The organism is Stutzerimonas balearica DSM 6083 (genome assembly GCF_000818015.1).
GTDB lineage: Bacteria > Pseudomonadota > Gammaproteobacteria > Pseudomonadales > Pseudomonadaceae > Stutzerimonas > Stutzerimonas balearica.
Genome location: NZ_CP007511.1, coordinates 4,063,436 through 4,085,591, shown reverse-complemented (window position 1 = coordinate 4,085,591; position 22,156 = coordinate 4,063,436). Strand labels below are relative to the sequence as shown.

Below are 22,156 nucleotides of genomic sequence, written 5' to 3'. Positions count from 1 at the left end.
CTTCAGCGGCGTTCGGCGACCGGCGGCGTCTCGGGCAGGAACCAGTTCATCAGCAGGGCGCAGATGCCGCCGGTGGCGACGCCCGACTCCAGTACGTTGCGCAGTGCCGCCGGCAGGTGCGCGAGGAATTCCGGCACCTGGGAAAAGCCCAGGCCCAACGCCAGCGAGACAGCGATGATCAGCAGGGCACGGCGATCGAGCTGTACGCCGGCGAGGATGTTGATGCCGGCGGCGGCCACCGCACCGAACATCACCAGCGCGGCGCCGCCGAGCACCGGCTCGGGGACGGCCTGCAGTACGCCGGCGACCACCGGGAACAGGCCTAGGATCACCAGCATCGCCGCAATCCACATGCCCACGTAGCGGCTGGCGATGCCGGTCAGCTGGATGATGCCGTTGTTCTGTGCGAACACCGAACTCGGAAAGGTGTTGAACAGCCCGGCCAGCAGCGAGTTGGCGCCGTTGACCAGCACGCCGCCCTTGATCCGCTGCATCCACAGCGGGCCCTCGACCGGCTGGCGCGACAGCTTGCTGGTGGCGGTGATGTCGCCGATGGCTTCGAGCGAAGTCACCAGGTAGATCACCACCATCGGAATGAACAGGCTCCAGGAGAAACTCAGGCCGAAGTGCAGCGGCATCGGTACCTGGAACAGCGCGGCCTGGTGCATGCCGCTGAAGTCCAGCCGGCCCAGCCAGGCGGCCAGCGCGTAACCGATGGCCAGCGCGATGATGATGGCGCAGCTGCGCATCCACACCACCGGCATCCGGTTGAGAACGACGATGGCGCCGAGCACCACGCCCGAGAGCAGCAGGTTCTCGCCGTTGGCGAAGCTGCCGTCACCCATTGCGGCGAAGCCGCCGCCCATGCTGATCAGCCCGACCTTGATCAGGGTGAGGCCGATCATCAGCACCACGATGCCGGTCACCAGCGGGTTGATCAGTCGCTTGACGAACGGCAGCACGCGCGACACGCCCATCTCGACGAAGGAACCGGCGATCACCACACCGAAGATCGCTGCCATCACCGCCTCGACCGGCGTGCCGTCCTTGACCATCAGCACGCCGCCGGCGATCAGCGGGCCGACGAAGTTGAAGCTGGTGCCCTGCACGATCAACAGGCCCGCCCCCAGCGGGCCGAAGCGGCGGCACTGCACAAAGGTGGCGATGCCGGAAATCACCAGCGACATGGAGACGATGATATTGGTGTCGCGTGGCGACACGCCGATGGCCTGACAGATCAGCAGGCCCGGCGTGACGATCGGCACGATGATCGCCAGCAGATGCTGCAGCGCAGCGAGAAAGGCGACCCAGGGCCGCGGTTTGTCGTCCAGGCCAAGGACCAGGTCATGGGTGGCCGGTGCGTCGGAAGTGTGCGCGTTCATGGGGCGGGTCCGGGAAAAAGCCGCGATTCTACCGGCGCGCCGGACGGCCGCACAGCGCCGGCCGAAACGAAACAGCCCGGCGCGAGGCCGGGCTGTTCAGGCAGGACGGCCGGCTCAGCCGTCGAGCAGCGCCTTGTTGCGCACTGCGCCCTTGTCGGCGCTGGTGGCGAGCAGGGCGTAGGCCTTCAGTGCGGTGCTGACCTTGCGTGCGCGCGGCTGCACCGGTTTCCAGCCCTTGTGGTCCTGGTGCAGGCGACGGGCCTTGAGCTGCTCGTCATCGACCAGCAGGTTGATGCTGCGGTTGGGAATGTCGATGAGGATCTTGTCGCCGTCCTCGACCAGGCCGATGGCGCCGCCGGCTGCCGCTTCCGGCGAGACGTGGCCGATCGACAGGCCCGAGGTGCCGCCGGAGAAGCGACCGTCGGTGAGCAGGGCGCACTGCTTGCCCAGGCCCTTGGACTTGAGATACGAGGTCGGGTAGAGCATTTCCTGCATGCCCGGGCCGCCCTTCGGCCCTTCGTAGCGAATGATGACCACGTCGCCCGGCTTCACCTCGTCGGCAAGGATGCCCTTCACCGCGGCGTCCTGACTTTCGTAGATCTTCGCCGTGCCTTCGAAGACGAGAATCGACTCGTCGACGCCGGCGGTCTTCACCACGCAGCCGTCCAGGGCGATGTTGCCGTACAGCACCGCGAGGCCGCCTTCCTGCGAGTAGGCATTGTCGACACTGCGGATGCAGCCCTCGGCGCGGTCGGTATCCAGGCTCGGCCAGCGCGTGCTCTGGCTGAAGGCGACCTGGCTCGGGATGCCGGCCGGGCCGGCCTTGAAGAAGGTATGCACCGCTTCATCGGCGGTCTGGGTGATGTCCCACTCGGCGATGCCTTCCGCCAGGGTCCGGCTGTGCACGGTCGGGACCTGGGTGTTGAGCAGGCCCCCACGGGCCAGTTCGCCGAGGATGGAGAAGATGCCGCCGGCGCGGTGCACGTCTTCCATGTGGTACTTCTGGATGTTCGGCGCCACCTTGCACAGCTGCGGCACGCGGCGCGACAGCTGGTCGATGTGGCGCAGGTTGAAGTCGACCTCGGCCTCCTGCGCGGCGGCGAGCAGGTGCAGGATGGTGTTGGTCGAGCCGCCCATGGCGATATCCAGGGTCATGGCGTTCTCGAACGCCGCGAAGCTGGCGATCTCGCGCGGCAGCACGGAGGCATCGCCTTGGCCGTAATAGCGCTGGCACAGCTCGACGATCAGGCGCCCGGCGCGCAGAAACAGCTGCTCGCGGTCGGCGTGGGTGGCCAGCGTGGTGCCGTTGCCCGGCAGCGACAGGCCGAGGGCTTCGGTCAGGCAATTCATCGAGTTGGCGGTGAACATGCCGGAGCAGGAGCCGCAGGTCGGGCAGGCGCTGCGCTCGTATTCGGCAACGGTCTCGTCGGAGCAGGAGTCGTCGGCGGCGGCGACCATGGCATCGACCAGGTCCAGGCCGTGGCTGGCCAGCTTGGTCTTGCCCGCTTCCATCGGCCCACCGGAAACGAACACCACCGGGATGTTCAGGCGCAGGGCGGCCATCAGCATGCCGGGGGTGATCTTGTCGCAGTTGGAGATGCACACCAGTGCATCGGCGCAGTGGGCGTTGACCATGTACTCGACCGAGTCGGCGATGATCTCGCGGCTCGGCAGCGAATAGAGCATGCCGTCGTGGCCCATGGCGATGCCGTCGTCCACGGCGATGGTGTTGAATTCCTTGGCCACGCCGCCGGCCTTCTCGATCTCGCGGGCGACCAGCTGGCCGAGGTCCTTCAGGTGCACGTGGCCGGGCACGAACTGGGTGAAGGAGTTGGCGATGGCGATGATCGGCTTCTTGAAGTCCTCGTCCTTCATGCCGGTGGCGCGCCACAGGGCACGGGCGCCGGCCATGTTGCGGCCGTGGGTGGAGGTTTTCGAGCGGTAGTCAGGCATGACGGTTCCTGCGGCTGATCAGGGGGCGATTAGGGTAGCGTGAGCGCCTCGCGCGCTGCATGCAAACGGCGGTAGCCGTGCGTCTGTCGATGACCGGTCCGCGGGATCACCGCGTGGGCGGCCGGCTCACAAGCACGCCGGGGGATGACTGGCGAAGAGGATCGATTCTACGCCCGGCCCCCCGCCGCGCCAAGGCTGCGCCCGGCGCGTGGCAAAAAGGCGCTGCTCGGGTTGTGTCTTCCGGTGCGTGACTGATGTCACAACGCCATGGCAAGGGATGGCAAGGTGACATAACGGAATGAGCGAACTTCAAGGCGAGCGGCGCAGCCTGCATGCGCTGCGCGAACATATCGATTGCCTGCTGGCCCGCGGCGCGGTGATCAGCAGCCGTGAGCCGCTGCGCCTGCAACTGCACGGACGCATGCTCTTGGTCGATCACGGCATGCTGATTGCCGAGCAGGGCGCCCTGGACCTGATCCGCATGCTGGCGACCATGGACTGGGACAGCGGCCAGCGCGACCGCATCATCGACATGTGTCTGAAGCAGCTCGATCAGGCGATCGAGCAGCTCGTGCCGCAGGCGCCCCGCGCGCAGCCGACCCCGGAGCGGGTCGAGTGAAACTCAGCTGTTGGGCAGCAGGCGGCAGGTCAGGCTCTTGATGTAGCGCGTCTCCGGGATCGCCGGATGCACCGGATGGTCCGGGCCCTGCGCGCCACGTTCGAGCAGCTGGATGTTGCGGTCCAGATGCCGCGCCGAGGCGAGCAGGATGTTCTGCAGATCGTCCTCGGGCAGGTGCATCGAGCAGCTGGCGCTGACCAGGATGCCGTCCTTGGTCAGCAGGCGCATGGCGGTTTCGTTCAGGCGACGATAGGCCGCCTCGCCGTTCTTCAGATCCTTCTTGCGCTTGATGAAGGCGGGCGGGTCGGTGATCACCACATCGAAGCGTTCCTCGGCCGCCTTGAGCTCCTTCATCGCCTCGAAGGCATCGCCCTCGACGCAGGTCATTTTCTCGCTCAGCCCGTTGAGTGCCGCATTGCGCTCGACACCATCGAGGGCAAAGGCCGAGGCGTCGACGCAGAACACTTCGCTGGCACCAAAGGCCGCTGCCTGCACGCCCCAGCCGCCGATGTAGCTGAACAGGTCGAGTACCCGCTTGCCCTTGACGTAGGGCGCCAGGCGCGCGCGATTCATGCGATGGTCGTAGAACCAGCCGGTCTTCTGCCCGGCCACCACGGGCGCCTCGAATTTCACGCCGTTTTCCTCCAGCGCGACCCACTCGGGCACTACGCCGAAGGCGGTCTGGACGTAGCGCTCCAGGCCCTCGGCATCGCGCGCGCTGGAATCGTTCTTCCACAACACGCCGCGCGGCTTGAGCACCTGTACCAGCGCTTCGAGCACGGCATCCCTGTTGCGCTCCATGGTCGCCGAGGCGAGCTGTACGACGAGAATGTCGTGGAAGCGGTCGACCACCAGGCCGGGCAGCAGGTCGGCGTCGCCGTACACCAGGCGGTAGCAGGGCACCTCGAACAGCCGTTCGCGCAGGCTCAGGGCTACCTGGATGCGATGCACCAGCAGCGACTTGTCGAGGCTGTGCTTGAGGTCGCGCGACAGCAGGCGCGCGCAGATCAGGTTGTTCGGCGAGACGCCGACGATGCCCAGCGGCTTGCCGTTGGCGGCTTCGAGCACAGCCTGGTCGCCGGCGACAAAGGCGCCGAGCGGCGTTGCCGCGGTGTCCACTTCGTTGCTGAAGATCCACAGATGGCCGGCGCGCAGGCGGCGGTCGGCATTGGCTTTGAGGCGCAGGCTGGGCAGGGACATGGGCGGCTCCAGATGAAGGGGCGGGCATTCTAAACGAGCGCAGGCGACTGCGCCGGTCGGAATCGCCGCAGTCGCCTGCTCGCCTCGGCCGCTAGCCGCCGAGCGCCTCGACCAGGGCCTTGCTGAAGGCCGGAATGTCGTCCGGCTTGCGGCTGCTGATCAGGTGCCCGTCGACCACCACCTGCTGGTCGACCCAATCGGCGCCGGCATTGCGCAGGTCGTCGGCCAGCGAAGGCCAGCTGGTCATGCGCTTGCCGCGCACCAGGTCGGCAGAGATCAGCAGCCAGCCGCCGTGGCAGATCACGGCGATCGGTTTGCTGGCGCGCGCCGCGTCGCGCACCAGCGCCTGGGCCATCTCGTCCATGCGGATATTGTCGGAGTTGACCACGCCGCCGGGCAGCACCAGGGCGTCGTAGTCCTCGGCGCGGACGCGGTCGAAGCTGTGGTCGACCTTGAACTCGTCGGCCGGTGTGGTGTGGTTCCAACCGCGCACCGTGCCGCTCTTGGCCGAAAGGATTTCGGCGCTGGCGCCGGCCTGCTCGAGGGCCTCCTTCGGGCCGGTCATCTCGACCTGCTCGAAGCCGTCGGTCACCAGGATTGCCACGCGTTTGCCTTGCAGTCTGGCCATGTAGTTGCCTCCTCGGTCTTGGAAAAGGACGTTCGCCGATCGCGAGTCACTTGAAATCCGACCGCCTTCTCGGCCAAAGTTCGGCCGATTTTCCGCTGGCACTTTGCCGCCCACCCGCCGAGCTTTTCCGATGGCCGTCGAACTCACCGCCGAACAGATTCGCCATGTCCTGCAGGGCATCAGCGTGCCGCCGCAACCGCAGATCATGGTCGACCTGCAGATGGAACAGGTCATGCCGGTGCCCGACCTGAAGACCATTGCCCGGCTGATCAGCCAGGACCCGGGGCTCTCCGGCGCGCTGCTGAAGATCGTCAATTCGAAGTTCTTCGGACTGACCAACCGCATCGCCTCGATCCAGCAGGCGGTCAACCTGCTGGGCTGCGACACGGTGATCAACCTGATCAACGCGCAGTCGATCAAGGGGGAAATGACCGATGAGACGATCGTCACCCTGAACCGCTTCTGGGACACCGCACAGGACGTCGCCATGACCAGCCTGACGCTGGCCAAGCGCATCGGCTACCAGTCGCCGGATGAGGCCTACGCCTTGGGCCTGTTCCACAACTGCGGCATTCCACTGATGCTCAAGCGCTTCCCGCAGTACATGGCGGTGCTCGAAGAGGCCTATGCCAGCACCGATGCCGAGCAGCGCATCGTCGACATCGAGAACCGCGTGCTGTCGACCAACCACGCGGTGGTCGGCTACTTCACCGCCAAGTCCTGGAACCTGCCGCTGCATCTGTGCGACGCCATCGCCAACCATCACAACGCGCTGTCGCTGTTCGCCGACGACTCGGGGCGCGACGCGCAGCTCAAGACGCTGCTGGCGATCCTCAAGATGGCCGAGCACATCTGTGCCTGCCATCGCGTGCTCGGTGGCCAGGCCGAAGACCATGAGTGGGACAGCATCGCGCATCTGGTCCTCGACTACGTCGGTCTGTCCGAATACGACTTCGAGTGCCTCGAGGAGAGCATCCGCGAGCTGGGCGTCGGCTGACCGCCGCGGCGTTAGCTGCTAAGGTCGCGCCTCTGTACCGCCGTCACCTGCCGTCATGCCCGAACTCCCCGAAGTCGAAACCACCCGTCGCGGCATCGCGCCGCATCTGCTCGGCCAGACGATCGAGCGTGTCGTCGTACGCGACCGGCGCCTGCGCTGGCCGATTCCCGAGGACCTCGACGCGCGCCTGTCCGGCCAGCGTATCGAGGCGGTGGAGCGGCGCGCCAAGTACCTGTTGATCCGGGTACAGAGCGGCACGCTGATCGCCCATCTGGGTATGTCCGGCAGCCTGCGCCTGGTGCCGGCGGAGCTGCCGGCGGCCAAGCACGAGCACGTCGACATCCTGCTCGGTTCGGGGCAGGCGCTGCGCTACACCGACCCGCGTCGCTTCGGTGCGCTGCTCTGGAGCGAGCTGCCGCTCGAGCATCCGCTGCTCGCCAGCCTCGGCCCCGAGCCGCTGGACGAGGGCTTCGATGGCCGCCGGCTGTACGAGCTGTCGCGCGGGCGCAGCATGGCGGTCAAGCCGTTCATCATGGACAACGCCGTGGTGGTCGGTGTCGGCAATATCTATGCGAGCGAGGCATTGTTCGCCGCCGGCATCGATCCGCGGCGCCCGGCAGGCGGCATTTCGCGGGCGCGCTACGAGCGCCTGGCCGCTGAGATCAGGCGCATCCTGGCCATGGCCATCGAGCGCGGCGGCACGACGCTGCGCGACTTCGTCGGCGGCGACGGCAAGCCCGGCTACTTCCAGCAGGAGCTGTTCGTCTACGGACGTGGCGGTGCGTTCTGCAAGCAGTGCGGCAGTACGCTGCGCGAGGTCCGTCTCGGCCAGCGCGCCAGTGTCTACTGCGGTCGCTGCCAGCGCTGACCCGGCAGCGCGTGCATTGACGGTGTTCACGACTAAGGCGCCGTGGCCGCTGCTATAGTGCGGCGACAACGATAACGCCTCGTTTCACAGCTGAAGGACCACATCATGAAACTGTTCCGCTCCACTGCTGCTGTGCTGGCCCTGACCACCGGAATGCTGGCCCTGCCGGCGCACGCCCAGGTGGTCGAGCAGAACAGCACGGCCGACCCGATCTACAACGTCGAGGCGCCCAAGGCCTATTCGATGATCGGCGATCTGGTCATCGCCCGGCCGCTGCTGATCGGCGCCACCGTGATTGGCGCCGGCCTGTTCGTGGTCAGCCTGCCGTTCAGCGCACTGGGCGGCAACGTCGCTGAGGCTGGCCAGGCGCTGGTGGTCGAGCCTGGCAAGGCGGCATTCGTGCGCTGCCTGGGTTGCACGCGCAGCGGCTACGGCAACCAAGACTAAAGACCATGCGGCCGGTGGGGGTTGACCCTTCCGGCCGCGGTGACCTTGCAGTAGGCTTTGCCCGCACCGCGATGTGCAAAGCGAAGCTCCCTCCTTGAAGCGATTTCTCAAGATTGTCCTGCCGCTGATCGGCGCCCTGGCGCTGTTCTGGTCATTCTGGGCCAGCCATGGCTGGCTCGAACTCTGCGCCGGTCTCGCGCTCTTCCTGTTCGGCATGCAGTGCCTGGAGGAAGGGCTGCGCCAGCTGGCCGGGAGCCGCCTGGAGCAGCTGCTCGGGCGCGCCACCGCGACCCCCTTCAAAGGTCTGATGTTCGGCATCAGCGGCACCATGCTGCTGCAGTCGAGCACCCTGGTGTCGCTGCTGACCATCGCTTTCATCAGCACCGGACTGATCCAGCTGGCCGGCGGCATCGCCATTCTGTTCGGCGCCAACCTGGGCTCGACCAGTGGCATCTGGCTGCTGGCGCTGCTCGGCCATAACCTCAGCCTGAGCCCGCTGGCACTGCCGTTGCTGGTGGTCGGCGTGCTCGCCGGGTTCACCGGTGAGCGCGGCAAGGGCATCGGTCGCGTGCTGCTCGGCATTGCCTTCATCTTTCTCGGGATCGATCAGATCAAGGACGGTTTCGCCGGTTTCGGTGGCGCGGCGGACTTTTCCGCGTACCAGGCCGAGGGGCTGGCCGGCCAGCTGGGCTTCGTCGCGGTCGGCCTGCTGGCCACCGTGGTGCTGCAGTCGAGCCACGCCACGCTGATGCTGACGCTCGCCGCACTCGGCGCCGGGCAGCTGACCCTGGGGCCGGCGCTGGCGATCGCCATCGGCGCCAACGTCGGCACGAGCGTGACGACCGCCTTTGTCGGCTCGCTCGGCGGCAACCGCTGTGGCCAGCGCCTGGCGCTGGCGCATGTGATCTTCAATGTGGTGACCGCAGTGGTCGCCCTGGCGCTGCTCGCGCCGTTGACCTGGGTGGTGCACTGGCTGAGCGAGCCGCTGGGCCTGGGTGACAATGCGCTGATTCAGCTGGCGCTGTTCCACACGCTGTTCAACGCCCTGGGTGTCGCCCTGTTCTGGTTCTGGCAGGCACGGCTGGCGCACCTGCTCGAGCGGCTGTTGCCCGAGCGCCGCGAGCCGGCCGTGCTGATTACCGAGTTGGCCCAGCCAGTGGCGCCGCCGCAGCAGACCCATGCGCGCTACCTCAGCGAGCGGGCCCTGGATTCCGCCGACTCGGCGGCCAGCGCCGTGGCGCAGGAGCTGCAGCACCTGACCCGGCTGAGCCTGGAGGTGATCTGTCATGCGATCTATCTGCCGATCGATCTGCTGCAGCATCCGGAGCGGCTCGACGACGCCCTGCTGGTAGGGCGCCCGAGCGACCAATCGCTGGATGCCGAACAGCTCTACCAGCGACACATCAAGGGCGTCTACGGCGACCTGCTGGCCTTCATGGGACGGCTGGACACGCCGCTCGACGAGCAGCACCAGAGCTTCTGGCTGAGCAGCCAGGTGGCTGCGCTGCAGCTGGTCGATGCGGTCAAGGACAGCAAGCATCTGCAGAAGAACCTGGGCCACTACCTGCGTGGCGACGAATCGGCGGCACGCCAGGCCTACGTCGAATTGCGTCGCCATCTGCTCCAGGCACTGCAGGAGATCCGTGCGCTGAGTCGTTCCGAGCTGCCCGAGGAGCGTTGGCGGGAGCGCCTGGCATGGCTGGACGATCAGGCGGCGAGCTTCGATGCGGCATTCCGGCGGCAGTTGTTCGAGGCGGTCCGCAGCCACACCCTCGATGGTCTGCAGATGAGCTCGCTGATGAACGACCTGGGTTACGCCAGCCGCATCATCCAGAGTTTGCGCAATGCGCTGATGCTCGGCGATGCGCAGGAACTGACCCGGCAGCTGCGCAGTGTGGAGGCCGACGACGGCCCGGTCATCGTGCAGGCGTAGCCGGCACCGTGAGGGCGCGGCCGATCCCGCGCGGATCGCTGGCGGCCTGTACCGCACCGCTGCGCTTGTCCCAGAACAGCACCTGCTGGTTGCCGTAGTCACGCTCGATCAGGCTCAGCCGGTGGCCGCGAGCGCGCAGTGCGGCAAGCTGCGACTCGTCGAACGCGTCGGCCTCGTACTGCACCCGGTCCGGCAGGTACTGGTGGTGGAAACGCGGCACCGCCGGCCAGGCCTCGACGGGCCGGCCCTCCAGATACGCAAGCACCGACAGCAGCACCATGCTGGGGATGCGGCTGCCGCCAGGCGTGCCGAAGCTGGCCATGGCCGCGTCGCTCTCGATAAAGGTCGGGCTCATGCTCGACAGGGGTCGCTTGCCGCCCGCGATGGCGTTGGCCTGGCTGCCGACGAGGCCATAGGCATTGCTGCCTTCGATGTCCGCGGCAAAGTCGTCCATCTCGTCATTGAGCAGCACGCCGGTGCCGGGCACGGTGAACGCGGCGCCGAACATCATGTTCAGCGACAGGGTGGCGGCCACCGCATTGCCCTCGGCATCCATTACCGCGAAATGGGTGGTGTGCTCGCCTTCGCGCCAGGGCGAGGCGGGCGGCAGCTCGGCGCTCGGCGTGGCCCGGGTGCGGTCGATGCCCGCGGCAAGCCGATCCAGGTAGGACGGGGCGAGCAGCCGGGCGAGCGGCGGTTCGACGAAGTCCGGATCGCCCAGCTCGCCGCGGTCGCGGTAGGCCCGGCGCAAGGATTCGATGATCAGATGGCTGCGCTCGACGCCATCGCTGGCGCGCCAGTCCAGGCGCTGCAACAGGCCGAGGCTCTGCGCCAGGATCAGCCCACCGGCAGACGGCGGCGGGGCGCCGATCAGCTCGTGGCGCGTATCGATGGCGAAGCGCAGCGGTTCGCGCTCGACGGTGCGGTAGCCGGCCAGATCGTCCAGCGTCCAGATGCCGCCGGCGGCGCGCACGCCCTCGACCAGGCGCTCGGCGAGTGGGCCGCGGTAGAAACCGTCATGCCCTTTGTCGGCGAGTAGCCGCAGCGTGGCGGCGAGCTCGGGCTGGCGCAGCCGATGACCGAGCGGGGGCAGATCGCCTGCGTGGAGGAACAGGCGGGCGCTCTCGGCGTCGTCGCGCAGCGCGTCCAGGCGCCAGCCGGCGCGCTGCCGATACACCGAGTCGACCTCGAAGCCGCCTTCGGCGAGCGCGATCGCCGCCGCCAGGCTGCGCTGCAGCGGCAGGCGACCACGGCGCTCGGCGAGCTCGACCAGCGCCGCCGGCGTGCCGGGAATCGCGGCGGCCAGCGGACCGTTGAGCGAGAGTTCGCGGCGCACCTGGCCATCGCGGCGGTAGAGATCGGCGCTCGCCTGCAGGGGCGCGCGTTCGCGGGCATCGAGAAACCGGTAGTGCGGTGGCTCGCCGGCTTCGCGCAGCAGGAAGAAGCCGCCGCCGCCCAGCCCGGAACCGTAGGGCTCGACCACGGCCAGTGCGGCGGTGACGGCCACCGCGGCATCGAAGGCGTTGCCGCCGCTGGCGAGAATGTCGCGGCCGACTTCGCTGGCCAATGGATGCGCCGTGGCCACGGCACCGCGTTCGGGAACTGCGGCCTGCGCCGTGCAGGCCAGCAGGAGGAGGGAAAGGCAGGCACCGGTCAGGTGGCGCAGGGCGCCGCCGCTGAGCCGTGCCGCGCCGACCATCAGGCCTTGCCGGTGATGATCAGGTACTTCTGCATCAGTTCGTCCTTGCTCTCGACGTTGTTCTCGTCGAGCGGAATGCAGTCTACCGGGCACACCTGCTGACACTGCGGCTCGTCGTAGTGGCCGACGCACTCGGTGCACAGGTTGGGGTCGATGACGTAGATTTCCTCGCCCTGGGAAATCGCGCCGTTCGGGCACTCGGGCTCGCAAACGTCGCAGTTGATGCAGTCATCGGTGATTTTCAGGGACATCGAAGCGGACTCCCGCCATGGCTCTTGTCATGGCACAGCAATAGAACGACGCGCAATTGTGCCGCAAGCGCGCCCGCCGTGCACGGGCGCGTCGATCAGCGCTGACCGAAGCGCGTCTTCAGCGCCTGCATCACCACCGGATGCACGAACTTGGAGACGTCGCCCTCGAGCGAGGCGATCTCGCGCACCAGCGTCGAAGAGATGTAGGAGTACTTCTCCGAGGGCGTGAGGAACAGGCTTTCGACGTCGGGGGCGAGCTGGCGGTTCATGTTGGCCAGCTGGAACTCGTATTCGAAGTCCGACACCGCGCGCAGGCCGCGCAACAGCACGTTGGCCTGTTGCTCCTTGACGAAGTGCGCCAGCAGTGTGGAGAAACCCATCACCTCGACGTTCGGCAGGTGGCGAGTGACTTCGCGGGCCAGCTCGACGCGTTGCTCCAGCGGGAACAGCGGATTCTTCTTCGGGTTCGCCGCCACGGCGATGATCACTTGATCGAACAGGCGCGAGGCGCGCTCGACCAGGTCGGCGTGGCCCATGGTGATGGGATCGAAGGTTCCCGGATACAACACTCGGTTCATCGCGGCGTCCTGACGCAGGCGTTGGGGGTGCCGATGGTAGCGGCTGCAAGTCGGCAGCGTAAAGCATCAATCCCCCAGCCGAAAAAACGGGTGATCGGCGGCGATTTCACGCTTTGCGCAGGGAATTCGCCAGCGTATCCGCGAACTTGGCGCTGAATGCGTAGATCGACAGCTGCGGGTTGGCACCGATGCTGGTGGGGAATACCGAGCCATCATGGATCGACAGGTTGGCCAGCTGGTGATGCCGGCCAAGGCTGTCGACCACCGCCTGGCGTGGGTCTTCGCCCATGGCGCAGCCGCCCATTACGTGCGCACTGCCAAGCCGCACACGGTAGCGCTCCAGCGGCAGCCGTGCGATCAGCTCGCGCGCCGCCGCGGGGCTCCTGGCGTAGCGGGCGTCGCCGTGCAGCGGCAGCACGGCGCGCGCACCGGCCGCGAACTGGATCTCGGCCATGCTCAGGTAGGCGCGGCGAATACCGTCCCAGAGGTAATCGGTCAGCGGGTAGTCGAGCACCGGCGAGCCGTCGCTGCGCAATTCGACACGGCCGCCGACGCTTTGCGGGTGAAAGCCGTCGCGCAGCAGCGCGATCATGGCGTGGGTGTGCGGCAGCTCGGCCATGCGCCGGGCGTTGTCCTGGCCCAGGCCGCCGAGCAGCGTGGCGGCGAGTGCCGGGTGCACCGGCGGCACCTCGAGCTTGTAGCCGATGCCTTCGTCCGGCCAGAGGAAGTGGTCGCTGTGGATCGACTGCGGCGCGCCGTAGAAGGGTTTGATCGGTTCGGCGAAGCGCGCCGCGGAAAAATTCACCAGATGCAGGAAGGTGCGTCTGCCTAGCCGATCATGCGGGTCGGGGGCCGCCGAACGTTTGAGGAGCGCCGGGGTATTGATGCCGCCCCCGGCGAGGATGTAGTGACGTGCGTGCACCTCGATGCGCCGGCCGGTGGGCGCCACGCCGCGCTCGTCCAGGGCCAGGCATTGCAGCGCGCGGACCCGCTCGCCGTCGTGCAGCAGGCGCTCGGCGCGGGCGAGGTAGAGCAGCTCGCCGCCGTTGTCGAGCAGCGCCGGGATGCTGGTGACCAGCATCGACTGCTTGGCGTTGGTCGGGCAGCCCATGCCGCAGTAGCCGAGGTTCCAGCAGCCACGCACGTTGCGCGGGATCACGCCCCACTCGTAGCCGAGTGCCGCACAGCCGCGACGCAGGACGTCGTTGTTCGGGTTGGGTTCGACCGTCCAGGGCGCGACGCCGAGGCGTGCTTCCATCCGCGCGAACAGCGGCGCCATGGCTTCGGCCGAGTGGCCGGAGACGGCATGCTCGCGCGCCCAGTGGGCGAGCGTCTGCGGCGGCGTACGAAAGCTCGAGGTCCAGTTGACCAGCGTGGTGCCGCCGACCGCGCGCCCCTGCAGGATGGTGATGGCGCCGTCCTTGCTCTGCCGGCCCAGGCCTTCCTGGTACAGGCTGCGGTAAGCGGTGGTCTCCTGCATGTCGAAGTCGCGGCTGCTGCGCAGCGGGCCTTCCTCGATCAGCAGCACGCGCAGGCCCGCGGCACTGAGCAGCTCTGCGCTGGTCGCACCACCGGCACCGCTGCCGACGATGACGACGTCGGCTTCGAGTGTCAGGTCCTGTTCGAGCCGGGCACCGTTGCGGGTCTTCCAGCCGCGGGCCAGGCCCTCGGCGACGGGGTCGGGAAGGCTCATGGGATCAGGCTCCAAGCGTGGGTGGGCCGGGGTAGCCGCAGTGCGCCCAGGCTTCGCGGCGGCCGTACCAGCCCATCTGGATCAGCTGCAGCAGGGTCGCCTGGCCCTGACGCAGCAGATCGAAGTGGCTGGTGCGCCAGCGCTCGAGAAAGGTGAGCAGCTGCGCGTCGCTGGCATCTTCCCAGCGCCCCCAGATGCCGGTGGCCGGGCCGCGGGTGATGGGCAGGGCGAGCAGATCGAACAGCTGCCGAACCTGCGTCAGCAGCGCTGGCGAGAGGTGCGCCAGATTGCCGTCGAGTTCCTCCAGCGTGCCCTCGACCGCGCCGGCGAGTGCCGGTGGCGCGACGCTGCCGGCGAGCACCACCTCGGCGAGGCGACGCAGCAGCGGCAGATCGCCCTGGCGCAATGTCGCGAACCCCGCGGCGGCCGGCGCCTCGCCGATACCCTGCAGGCCGGCCAGCAGGCCGACCCCGCCGAGCACCAGGCTGCCGCCCAGGCCCAGCTTGAGCAGTCGTCGGCGCGTCAGGGTCGAGGCTGGATTCATCATTACCTCAGCGCACGAGCAGCTGACGGATCAGCCGCTGCAGGCGCCCACCGTAGGGCGGATAGATCAGCCGGGCGGCGTTGAAGCGCGGCTTGCTGAACACGGCCTTGGCCTTGCTGAAGGTCAGAAAGCCCTCGTGGCCGTGGTAGTGGCCCATGCCCGAGGCGCCGATGCCGCCGAACGGCAGGTCGTCCTGGGCGACGTGCAGCAGGGTGTCGTTCAGGCAGACGCCGCCGGAGTGGGTCCGCTCGAGGACCTGCTGCTGCTCGGCGCGGTCGTGGCCGAAGAAGTAGAGCGCCAGGGGCCGGGGGCGCGCATTGACGTAGGCGATCGCCTCGTCGAGCGAGGCATAGGGCAGTACCGGTAGCAGCGGGCCGAAGATCTCGTCCTGCATCACCTGCATGTCGTCATTGACGTCGAGCAGGATGTGATGCGGCAGGCGCCGGCCCTGGCCCTCGTCGAACAGCGGCAGGAGCAGCGCGCCGCGTGCCCGGGCGTCGGCCAGGTAGCCCTCCAGGCGGAGCAGCTGACGCTCGTTGATGATGCTGGTGTAGTCCGGGTTGTCGGTCAGCTGCGGAAAGAAGCGCTGTACGGCCAGGCGATAGGCCTCGACAAAGGCTTCCAGGCGCTGCTGGGGAACCAGTACGTAATCGGGCGCAACGCAGGTCTGGCCGGCATTGAGCGTCTTGCCGAAGGCGATCCGCTCGGCGGCCTGCTCCAGCGGTACGTCGGCCGCGACGATGGCCGGCGACTTGCCGCCCAGCTCCAGGGTCACCGGCGTCAGGTTGGCCGCGGCGCTCTGCATGACCTGCCGGCCGACCTCGGTGGAGCCGGTAAACAGCAGGTGATCGAAGGGCAGGCGGGTGAACTGCTTGCCGGTCTCGACATCGCCCAGAACCACCGCAACTTCGTGTTCGGCGAAAACCTGGCCGAGCAGGTCGCGCAGCAGGCGGCCGGTCGCCGGCGCCGATTCGCTCATCTTCAGCAGCGCCCGGTTGCCGGCGGCGAGCGCGCCGATCAGCGGGCCGATGGCCAGATACAGCGGGTAGTTCCACGGCACGATGATGCCGACCACGCCCAGCGGCTGGTAGAGCACCCTCGCGCTGGCCGGCTGGAAGGCCAGCCCGACCCGGCGCCGTGAGGGTTTCATCCAGCGGGCCAGGTGGCGCTTGGCATGGCGGATGCCGTGCAGGCTGGGCATGACCTCGGCGAGCAGCGTCTCGTCGGCCGAGCGGTTGCCGAAATCGGCGCTGATTGCCTCGACCAGCGCCTGCTGGTGGCTGGCGATGACCTCATGGAGTGCCTCGAGCCATTGCAGGCGCTGCTCGAGGTCCGGCATGGGCAGCTTGTCGTAGGCCCTGCGCTGGCTGGCGTAAAGCGCGTGGAGGCGCTTGGTCTCGGCGGACTGGTCGACAAGCATGGGCAGGCTCGGCAAGGGTTGATGCGAGATTTCTAGAGTAAATGCTCTAATCTGTCAACGCAGCGTGCCGCCGGACGCGTGAGCGTGTACCGTGGCGCTCTTTCGCCGTCGTCCCTTCGAGTCGCCTGCCATGGCCCCACGTGCAAAGACCCGAGATCGCATCATCGAAGCCAGCCTGGAGCTGTTCAACGCCCAGGGTGAGCGCGCGGTGACGACCAACCACATCGCCCAGCACCTGGGCATTTCGCCTGGCAACCTGTACTACCACTTCCGCAACAAGCAGGCGATCGTCGCGGAGCTGTTCGGCGCCTACGAGCGGCGTGTCGCCGAGTTTCTCCGCCTGCCGGAGCAGCGGTCGCTGACCGTGGCCGACAAGGCGGCTTACCTGGAGGCCCTGCTCGAGGCCATGTGGCGCTATCGCTTCCTGCACCGCGACCTGGAGCACCTCCTGGCGGCCGATACGCAGCTCGCCGAGGGCTACCGCCAGTTTGCGCAGCGCTGCATGGCGCAGGCGGCAACGCTGTATCAAGGCTTTGTCGAGATCGGCGTGCTGCGCATGACCCCGGCGCAGATCGAAGCGCTGGTGGTCAATGCCTGGATCGTCCTCACGTCCTGGGTCAGTTTTCTCGGCACCGTGCGAGGCGACTCCGGCGAGCTGGACGAGGCCCAGCTGCGGCGCGGCATCTATCAATTGCTGGCGCTGGAAACCGCGTTCGTCACGGAGTCGGCGCGGGGCGAGGTCGACGCCTTGCTCGCGCGCCTCTACGTGCCGCTGGAGGCGGTGCTCGGCGCTGGCTGAACGGCGCTGCGCAGGCGTTCGCCGAGCCAGCCGGCGATGCGTCGTTCCAGGTAGTAGCGCGGCCGCAATGGCGTGCCTTCGACGAAGCCGACGTGGCCGCCGTGGCGATGCAGTTCGAGCTGGGTGCAAGGCGACAGTTCGGCCACCTCGGGAATGCTGTGGCGAAACACGAACGGGTCGTCCTCGGCCTGGATCAGCAGGGTCGGTACCGCGATGCCACCGAGGTAGTAGCGGCTCGATGCGCGTCGGTAGTAGTCGCTGGCATCGCTGAACCCATGCAGCGGTGCGGTGATACGGCCATCGAAGTCCCAGAATGTCCGCATGCCGTCGAGCGTGCCGAGTGCGTCGAGCGTGGCCAGGTGCTGATCGAGGCCGCGCTCGCGGAACAGACGCTGCTTGTCGCGCACGTAGGCGATCATCGCCTTCATGAAATGCGCCTGATAGACGCGTGAAAAGCCCAGGCCGATGCGGTCGGCGCACTGGTCCAGGCGAAAGGGCACCGAGACCGCGACGGCGGCGCGCACGGGGCAGTCGGCGCCGCGCTCGCCCAGGTACTTGAGCAGCACGTTGCCGCCCAGCGAATAGCCCACCGCGTGTAACGCAGCCTGCGGCCGGCACGCCTGCAGGTGCTCGATGACTTCGGCCAGGTCGTCGCTGGCGCCCGAGTGGTAGGCCCGCGGCAGCAGGTTCGGTTCGCCCGAGCAGCCCCGCCAGTTGATCGCCACGCTGCTCCAGCCCTGTGCCGCGAGACGCTGCTGCAGGCCGAGCACATAGAGCGATGCGGACGAGCCGGTCAACCCGTGCAGCACCAGCGTCAGCGGGGCCTGCGCGTCGTGCGGGCCGTGCCAGTCGAGGTCGATGAAGTCGCCATCGGCCAGCCACAGCCGCTCGCGCCGCCGCGCCAGTTGCGGTGCACGGCGGAAAAAGGGGTTCCATAGCGTCTGCAGGTGCGGCCCCGGCAGCCACCAGGCGGGCTGAAACGGGAGCTCTGCGGGGGCTTGCATGGCGTTCATGGCACGAAGCTAAGCCGCCGCCGGTCGCGTCGCAAGGGCCATGCACTCGCTGAATGCACGGCCGTGGGCAGGGCATATGCCTTTGGGGATATGGTCAAGCCTGGCGGGCCGTCCGAGAGTGTCGGCTGGCCAGAAACGCTCGGGAACACTCACGATGCCTTGCTCCTTCGATCACCTGTTGCACGCCGCCCGCCAGCAGACCGAGCCGCAGCGGTTGCTGTTCGTCTTCGCCGTGGCGGAATTGCCCGATGATGCCAGCGCCGCCGAGCGCGAACGGTTCGCCCAGGGCGGCGGCGGCTCGCTGCGCCCGGTGCTCTGCGTGGACAAGCTGCCGGAGGAGCTGGAGAGCTTCGCCGTGCTGCTGGCCGAGTCGCAACGCACCGGGCAGGCCTGGGACCTGGTGTTCGCCGCCGCGCTACCCGGCGTGGGGGGGCTGACGCCGGGCAGCGAGGATGCGCAGGCACCCCTCGAGGCGATGGTCGCGTCCATCGAGAGCGGCAGCGTGGGTCGCTTCGCCGCTTTCGACCGTGCCGGGCAGACGGTGGATTTCTACTAGGCGGCGTTGCGCTCCCACAGCGCGTAATACACCTTGCCGGCCTTTTTCTCGCGGTGCAGCCGCCAGTTGGCAGGCAGGCCGAGTGCCGACGGCGCCGCCTCGCTTTCGGTGTAGATCCAGGCGCGCTCGGCCAGCCAGCCCTTGCCTTCGAGTAGCTCGCAGGCCGGCAGCAGCAGGTTCTTGTTGAACGGCGGGTCGAGAAAGACCAGGTCGAACGGGGTCGCGGCCTGGGTTTCCAGATAGCGCAGGGCATCGCTCTGCAGCAGCTGGCCATTGCCACAGTTGAGCGTGTCCAGGTGCTTGCGCAGGCTGGCGATGGCATTGGCATTGGTGTCCAGCGCCAGGGCCATCCCGGCACCGCGTGACAGTGCCTCGAGATAGAGCGCGCCGCTGCCGGTGAAAGGATCCAGCACGCGCGCTCCTGACAGGTAGGGCATCAGCCAGTTGAACAGCGTCTCGCGCACCCGGTCGGGCGTCGGCCGCAGCCCGTCGGCGTCCGGAAACGCGAAGCGCCGCGAGCGCCATTCGCCGCCGATGATGCGAAGCTGGCCCTTGCCGCCATGGGCGGAGGGGCGTACGGGTGGGTTGGCCATCAGTGCTCCGGAACTGCGCTGGGTCGTTCAGCAGGGTGGTCGGTGGGCGGCGGCAGCGGCTGCTGCGCCACGCTCGGGCCGGCGGTGACGATGACGAAGTCATCGGCGCTCAGGTACTTGCGCATTGCCTGGCTGACCTGTTCGACCGTCAGGGCCTGGACCTGCTCCATGAAGTCTTCAAGGTAGGTCAGCGGCAGGTCGTAGAAGCCGATGCTGCCCAGTTGACCGACGATATCGGCGTTGCTCGCGGTGGACAGCGGGAAGCTTCCGGCGACCTCGCGCTTGGCGCGCTCGAGTTCCGCCTCGCTCGGCCCCTTGGCCAGATAGTCGCGCACCAGTTGCTGAACCAGCTGCAGCGAGCCGTCGGTGAGTTCGGCGCGCGTCTGCATGCTGATCATGAAAGGCCCTGCGGCACGCATCGGGCTGAATCCCGAATAGATGCCATAGGTCAGCCCGCGCTTCTCGCGCACTTCTTCCATCAGCCGGGTGCCGAAGCCGCCGCCGCCGAGAATCTGGTTGCCCAGGTACAGCGCGGCGTAGTCGGGGTTGCCACGCGCGATGCCGAGCTGGGCGAGCATCAGGTGGGTCTGGTTGGACGGGAACTCGATATGCCGTTTACCCGGCTGCGGCTCGCTCGGCGCCGCGGTCGCCGGCAGCGCCGGGCCTTGCGGAAGCGCGGCGGAGACCTGGGCCGCTGCCGCCTCGGCCTGCTCCCGGCTGAGATCGCCGACCAGCGCGATCACCAGGTTGCCGGCGGCGTAGGCGCGCTGGTGAAAGGCGCGCAGCTGCTCGGCGCTGATCGCCGGGATCGATTCGGCAGTGCCTTCGCTGGGGTGGCCGTAGGGATGGTCGCCGTAGAGCTGGGCGAACAGCTCCAGGCTGGCCAGCTTGCCGGGGTTCTGCTTCTGCAGTTCGAAGCCGGCCAGCAGCTGGTTCTTGATCCGTTGCAGCGACTCCTCCGGGAAGGTCGGCTTGCCGACCACCTGGCTGAACAGTGCCAGCGCGGCGTCGCGCTTGTCCGGCGCGCTCAGGCTGCGCAGGCCGACGACGCCCATGTCACGGTAGGCACCGTTGCTGAAGTCGGCGCCCAGATCCTCGAAACCGCGGGCAATGGCGCTGACGTCCTTGCCTTCGATCCCTTCGTTGAGCATCGCGTTGGTCAGCAGCGCCAGGCCAGGCGTGCCTTCGTCCTGCGCGCTGCCGGCGGCGAAGGTCAGGCGCATGTCGAACATCGGTAGCTCGGGCGCGCGCACGAAGAGCACCTTGGCGCCTTCGGCGGTCCGCCAGGTCTGGATGTCCAGATGCCGCCGCGCCAGGGGCTTGTCGCTCAGTTGCTCGAGCGTTTCCAGGCGAGGCTCGGCCGCGTCGACGGCCTTGCTGGCGTCTTCCGCCTCTTTGACCGGCGCGGTGGGCGCGCTGGCCGATTCGGCGGGCTGAGCGACCGCCAGCGGTGCGTTCGTGCCGGTCGCCTGGTCACAGGCGGACAGGCCGAGACAGGCTGCCAGCAGCAGGGCGATGGCGCCGCGCGGCCACAGGCTTGGCTTATTCATCTTGGCTTTCCTTCTGCTCGGGGCCTTGTTCCGGCAATACGTGGGCAACGCTCATTCGCGAGCGGGTGAAATAGTGGCGCGCCGCCTGCTGGATGTCCTGCGGCGTCACCGCCTCGAGTGCGGCGAGCTCGTCGTCCATCAGCCGCCAGGACAGGCCAACGGTTTCCAGCTGGCCGATGGTGGTGGCCTGCTGGGTGATCGAATCGCGCTCGTAGACCAGGCCGGCGATGACCTGCGCGCGCACCCGTTCGAGCTCATCGGGGCTCGGCGGCGTCTGCTGCAGGCGCTCGAGCTGGCGCCAGAGTCCGGCTTCGGCCGCCTCGAGATCGTGGCCCTTCTGCAGGTTGGGCGTGGCGCTGAGCACGAACAGGCTGTCGCCGCGGGTATAGGCGTCGTACCAGGCCGAGGCGCTGGTCACCAGCTCCTCGCCGCGCTCGAGGGTTTCGGCCAGGCGCGCACTGTAGCCGCCGTCGAGCAGGGCGGCGATCAGGCGCAGTGCATGCACCTGCCGCGGGTTTTCCGCGGTGGACAGGCTGGGCACGTTGAAGGCCATCAGCAGGCTCGGCAGCTGCGTGCGCAGATGCAGCGTCAGGCGCCGCTCGCCGGGCTCGTCAAGCTCCAGCGGAGCCTTGGCGGTGGGAATCTCGCGGCGGGCCACCGGGCCGAAATGGCGCTCGGCCAGGGTCCTGACCTCCTCAGCGGTCACATCGCCAACCACCACGAGGGTGGCGTTGTTCGGTGCGTACCATTTCTCGTACCAGGTGCGCAGGTCGTCGACGGTCATGCGCTGCAGGTCGCTCATCCAGCCGATCGTCGGGTTGCGGTAGCCACTGGACGGGTAGGCGATCGTCTTGAAGCGCTCGAAGGCCAGCGCGCTGGGTTTGTCATCGGTGCGCAGGCGCCGTTCTTCCTTGATCACTTCGATCTCGCGCTCGAACTCCTCCGGTGGCAGGCGCAGGCTGGCCAGGCGGTCGGCCTCCAGCTCGAAGGCGACCGGCAGGCGGTCGCGGGCCAGCACCTGGTAGTAGGCGGTGTAGTCGTTGCTGGTAAAGGCGTTTTCCTCGGCACCCAGCTCGCGCAGGATGCGCGAGGCCTCGCCCGGGCCCAGCTTGGCGCTGCCCTTGAACATCATGTGCTCGACCACGTGGGACAGGCCGGTCAGCCCGGCGCTCTCGTAGCTCGAGCCGACCTTGTACCAGAGCTGGGAGACGACGACCGGCGCGCGGTGGTCTTCGCGCACGATGACCTTCAGACCATTGTCGAGGAAGAATTCGTGAGTGGGCTGGCTGTCCGCGGCCGAAGCCAGCGGGACATGCAGCGCGATGAGCAGCAGGGCCGCAGCGCGGCGGAATGTCGGGAACATGCAGAAGATTCCGGATTCGATGGCGTAGACCGTGTGCCGACGCCAGCACGCGGCCATGGTACTGAGCTGC

The 22,156-nt window shown here is 67.9% G+C and carries 21 protein-coding genes; 7 read left to right on the top strand and 14 right to left on the bottom strand.

All coding sequences use genetic code 11. The annotated features are described in order from the left end of the window. Positions 1-2: 2 nt before the first annotated feature. Positions 3-1,382, bottom strand: a complete 1,380-nt coding sequence (locus CL52_RS18965) for a nucleobase:cation symporter-2 family protein (protein ID WP_043222471.1) — start codon at positions 1,380-1,382, stop codon at positions 3-5. Between the two features lie 114 nt (positions 1,383-1,496). After that, a complete protein-coding gene (ilvD, locus tag CL52_RS18960) occupies positions 1,497-3,335 on the bottom strand; it encodes a dihydroxy-acid dehydratase (RefSeq protein ID WP_041108470.1) in 1,839 nt (612 codons plus the stop codon). 298 nt (positions 3,336-3,633) lie between these two features. Between ilvD and CL52_RS18955 the strand changes: the two genes are divergently transcribed. Then, positions 3,634-3,954, top strand: coding sequence for a hypothetical protein (locus CL52_RS18955; RefSeq protein ID WP_052264600.1), 321 nt, complete (start codon positions 3,634-3,636; stop codon positions 3,952-3,954). Positions 3,955-3,957: 3 nt separating this feature from the next. Here the strand turns inward: CL52_RS18955 and CL52_RS18950 are convergent, their stop codons facing one another. Together CL52_RS18950 and CL52_RS18945 are read right to left on the bottom strand one after the other, a co-directional pair. Beyond that, complete coding sequence (locus CL52_RS18950; protein WP_041108468.1) at positions 3,958-5,154, bottom strand: class I SAM-dependent rRNA methyltransferase; 1,197 nt, start codon at positions 5,152-5,154, stop codon at positions 3,958-3,960. A 91-nt stretch (positions 5,155-5,245) separates the two neighbouring features. Further along, positions 5,246-5,782, bottom strand: a complete 537-nt coding sequence (locus CL52_RS18945) for a type 1 glutamine amidotransferase domain-containing protein (protein WP_041108466.1) — start codon at positions 5,780-5,782, stop codon at positions 5,246-5,248. Between the two features lie 130 nt (positions 5,783-5,912). Between CL52_RS18945 and CL52_RS18940 the strand changes: the two genes are divergently transcribed. The 4 genes from CL52_RS18940 (at position 5,913) to CL52_RS18925 (ending at position 10,027) form a co-directional block, all read left to right on the top strand. Continuing rightward, positions 5,913-6,779, top strand: a complete 867-nt coding sequence (locus CL52_RS18940; protein ID WP_041108464.1) for an HDOD domain-containing protein — start codon at positions 5,913-5,915, stop codon at positions 6,777-6,779. Positions 6,780-6,834: 55 nt separating this feature from the next. Then, positions 6,835-7,647 (top strand): bifunctional DNA-formamidopyrimidine glycosylase/DNA-(apurinic or apyrimidinic site) lyase, encoded by an 813-nt coding sequence (gene mutM, locus CL52_RS18935; protein WP_043222468.1) that lies wholly within the window; start codon positions 6,835-6,837, stop codon positions 7,645-7,647. Between the two features lie 105 nt (positions 7,648-7,752). Continuing rightward, complete coding sequence (locus CL52_RS18930) at positions 7,753-8,094, top strand: hypothetical protein (RefSeq protein ID WP_041108460.1); 342 nt, start codon at positions 7,753-7,755, stop codon at positions 8,092-8,094. Between the two features lie 94 nt (positions 8,095-8,188). Further along, the gene (locus CL52_RS18925; protein WP_043222465.1) at positions 8,189-10,027 is read left to right on the top strand and encodes a Na/Pi cotransporter family protein; all 1,839 of its coding nucleotides are present in this window, start codon (positions 8,189-8,191) and stop codon (positions 10,025-10,027) included. Here the strand turns inward: CL52_RS18925 and ggt are convergent. The 6 genes from ggt to CL52_RS18895 form a co-directional block, all read right to left on the bottom strand. Further along, on the bottom strand, positions 10,011-11,726 hold the full coding sequence (gene ggt, locus CL52_RS18920; protein WP_052264599.1) for a gamma-glutamyltransferase: 1,716 nt from the start codon (positions 11,724-11,726) through the stop codon (positions 10,011-10,013). The genes CL52_RS18925 and ggt overlap by 17 nt on opposite strands. Next, complete coding sequence (locus tag CL52_RS18915; protein WP_008568547.1) at positions 11,726-11,977, bottom strand: YfhL family 4Fe-4S dicluster ferredoxin; 252 nt, start codon at positions 11,975-11,977, stop codon at positions 11,726-11,728. The genes ggt and CL52_RS18915 overlap by 1 nt, the downstream gene beginning before the upstream one ends. A gap of 95 nt (positions 11,978-12,072) precedes the next feature. Continuing rightward, a complete protein-coding gene (coaD, locus tag CL52_RS18910; protein ID WP_041108454.1) occupies positions 12,073-12,555 on the bottom strand; it encodes a pantetheine-phosphate adenylyltransferase in 483 nt (160 codons plus the stop codon). A 106-nt stretch (positions 12,556-12,661) separates the two neighbouring features. Next, complete coding sequence (locus tag CL52_RS18905; protein WP_043222457.1) at positions 12,662-14,248, bottom strand: GMC family oxidoreductase; 1,587 nt, start codon at positions 14,246-14,248, stop codon at positions 12,662-12,664. A gap of 4 nt (positions 14,249-14,252) precedes the next feature. Beyond that, positions 14,253-14,792 carry a hypothetical protein gene (locus CL52_RS18900; protein WP_043222454.1) on the bottom strand — a complete coding sequence of 180 codons (540 nt, stop codon included), beginning with the start codon at positions 14,790-14,792 and terminating at the stop codon, positions 14,253-14,255. A 7-nt stretch (positions 14,793-14,799) separates the two neighbouring features. Then, positions 14,800-16,212 carry a coniferyl aldehyde dehydrogenase gene (locus CL52_RS18895; RefSeq protein WP_043222451.1) on the bottom strand — a complete coding sequence of 471 codons (1,413 nt, stop codon included), beginning with the start codon at positions 16,210-16,212 and terminating at the stop codon, positions 14,800-14,802. A gap of 130 nt (positions 16,213-16,342) precedes the next feature. Between CL52_RS18895 and CL52_RS18890 the strand changes: the two genes are divergently transcribed. After that, positions 16,343-17,011 carry a TetR/AcrR family transcriptional regulator gene (locus CL52_RS18890; RefSeq protein WP_041108445.1) on the top strand — a complete coding sequence of 223 codons (669 nt, stop codon included), beginning with the start codon at positions 16,343-16,345 and terminating at the stop codon, positions 17,009-17,011. Here CL52_RS18890 and CL52_RS18885 read toward each other — a convergent pair. Then, the gene (locus tag CL52_RS18885; RefSeq protein ID WP_425288335.1) at positions 16,975-18,015 is read right to left on the bottom strand and encodes a hydrolase; all 1,041 of its coding nucleotides are present in this window, start codon (positions 18,013-18,015) and stop codon (positions 16,975-16,977) included. The genes CL52_RS18890 and CL52_RS18885 overlap by 37 nt on opposite strands. A gap of 163 nt (positions 18,016-18,178) precedes the next feature. Between CL52_RS18885 and CL52_RS18880 the strand changes: the two genes are divergently transcribed. Next, positions 18,179-18,580, top strand: a complete 402-nt coding sequence (locus CL52_RS18880) for a hypothetical protein (protein WP_043222449.1) — start codon at positions 18,179-18,181, stop codon at positions 18,578-18,580. On the opposite strand, the gene rsmD is transcribed toward CL52_RS18880, so the two are convergent. Genes rsmD through CL52_RS18865 form a run of 3 tightly spaced genes read right to left on the bottom strand, consistent with a single transcriptional unit; the run spans position 18,577 to position 22,086 of the window. Then, the gene (gene rsmD, locus CL52_RS18875) at positions 18,577-19,173 is read right to left on the bottom strand and encodes a 16S rRNA (guanine(966)-N(2))-methyltransferase RsmD (RefSeq protein ID WP_041108441.1); all 597 of its coding nucleotides are present in this window, start codon (positions 19,171-19,173) and stop codon (positions 18,577-18,579) included. The genes CL52_RS18880 and rsmD overlap by 4 nt on opposite strands. Beyond that, a complete protein-coding gene (locus CL52_RS18870; RefSeq protein ID WP_043222448.1) occupies positions 19,173-20,723 on the bottom strand; it encodes a M16 family metallopeptidase in 1,551 nt (516 codons plus the stop codon). Before CL52_RS18870 ends, rsmD begins: the two co-directional genes overlap by 1 nt. After that, a complete protein-coding gene (locus tag CL52_RS18865) occupies positions 20,716-22,086 on the bottom strand; it encodes a M16 family metallopeptidase (RefSeq protein WP_043222446.1) in 1,371 nt (456 codons plus the stop codon). The genes CL52_RS18870 and CL52_RS18865 overlap by 8 nt, the downstream gene beginning before the upstream one ends. Between the last annotated feature and the right edge of the window lie 70 nt (positions 22,087-22,156).

What these genes read in the sequence shown, in the direction of transcription:
- CL52_RS18965 (WP_043222471.1), bottom strand. Translation starts at nt 1,382, where the DNA reads ATGAACGCGCACACTTCCGACGCACCGGCCACCCATGACCTGGTCCTT.
- ilvD (WP_041108470.1), bottom strand. Translation starts at nt 3,335, where the DNA reads ATGCCTGACTACCGCTCGAAAACCTCCACCCACGGCCGCAACATGGCC.
- CL52_RS18955 (WP_052264600.1), top strand. Translation starts at nt 3,634, where the DNA reads ATGAGCGAACTTCAAGGCGAGCGGCGCAGCCTGCATGCGCTGCGCGAA.
- CL52_RS18950 (WP_041108468.1), bottom strand. Translation starts at nt 5,154, where the DNA reads ATGTCCCTGCCCAGCCTGCGCCTCAAAGCCAATGCCGACCGCCGCCTG.
- CL52_RS18945 (WP_041108466.1), bottom strand. Translation starts at nt 5,782, where the DNA reads ATGGCCAGACTGCAAGGCAAACGCGTGGCAATCCTGGTGACCGACGGC.
- CL52_RS18940 (WP_041108464.1), top strand. Translation starts at nt 5,913, where the DNA reads ATGGCCGTCGAACTCACCGCCGAACAGATTCGCCATGTCCTGCAGGGC.
- mutM (WP_043222468.1), top strand. Translation starts at nt 6,835, where the DNA reads ATGCCCGAACTCCCCGAAGTCGAAACCACCCGTCGCGGCATCGCGCCG.
- CL52_RS18930 (WP_041108460.1), top strand. Translation starts at nt 7,753, where the DNA reads ATGAAACTGTTCCGCTCCACTGCTGCTGTGCTGGCCCTGACCACCGGA.
- ggt (WP_052264599.1), bottom strand. Translation starts at nt 11,726, where the DNA reads ATGGTCGGCGCGGCACGGCTCAGCGGCGGCGCCCTGCGCCACCTGACC.
- CL52_RS18915 (WP_008568547.1), bottom strand. Translation starts at nt 11,977, where the DNA reads ATGTCCCTGAAAATCACCGATGACTGCATCAACTGCGACGTTTGCGAG.
- coaD (WP_041108454.1), bottom strand. Translation starts at nt 12,555, where the DNA reads ATGAACCGAGTGTTGTATCCGGGAACCTTCGATCCCATCACCATGGGC.
- CL52_RS18905 (WP_043222457.1), bottom strand. Translation starts at nt 14,248, where the DNA reads ATGAGCCTTCCCGACCCCGTCGCCGAGGGCCTGGCCCGCGGCTGGAAG.
- CL52_RS18900 (WP_043222454.1), bottom strand. Translation starts at nt 14,792, where the DNA reads ATGAATCCAGCCTCGACCCTGACGCGCCGACGACTGCTCAAGCTGGGC.
- CL52_RS18895 (WP_043222451.1), bottom strand. Translation starts at nt 16,212, where the DNA reads ATGCTTGTCGACCAGTCCGCCGAGACCAAGCGCCTCCACGCGCTTTAC.
- CL52_RS18890 (WP_041108445.1), top strand. Translation starts at nt 16,343, where the DNA reads ATGGCCCCACGTGCAAAGACCCGAGATCGCATCATCGAAGCCAGCCTG.
- CL52_RS18885 (WP_425288335.1), bottom strand. Translation starts at nt 18,015, where the DNA reads ATGCAAGCCCCCGCAGAGCTCCCGTTTCAGCCCGCCTGGTGGCTGCCG.
- CL52_RS18880 (WP_043222449.1), top strand. Translation starts at nt 18,179, where the DNA reads ATGCCTTGCTCCTTCGATCACCTGTTGCACGCCGCCCGCCAGCAGACC.
- rsmD (WP_041108441.1), bottom strand. Translation starts at nt 19,173, where the DNA reads ATGGCCAACCCACCCGTACGCCCCTCCGCCCATGGCGGCAAGGGCCAG.
- CL52_RS18870 (WP_043222448.1), bottom strand. Translation starts at nt 20,723, where the DNA reads ATGAATAAGCCAAGCCTGTGGCCGCGCGGCGCCATCGCCCTGCTGCTG.
- CL52_RS18865 (WP_043222446.1), bottom strand. Translation starts at nt 22,086, where the DNA reads ATGTTCCCGACATTCCGCCGCGCTGCGGCCCTGCTGCTCATCGCGCTG.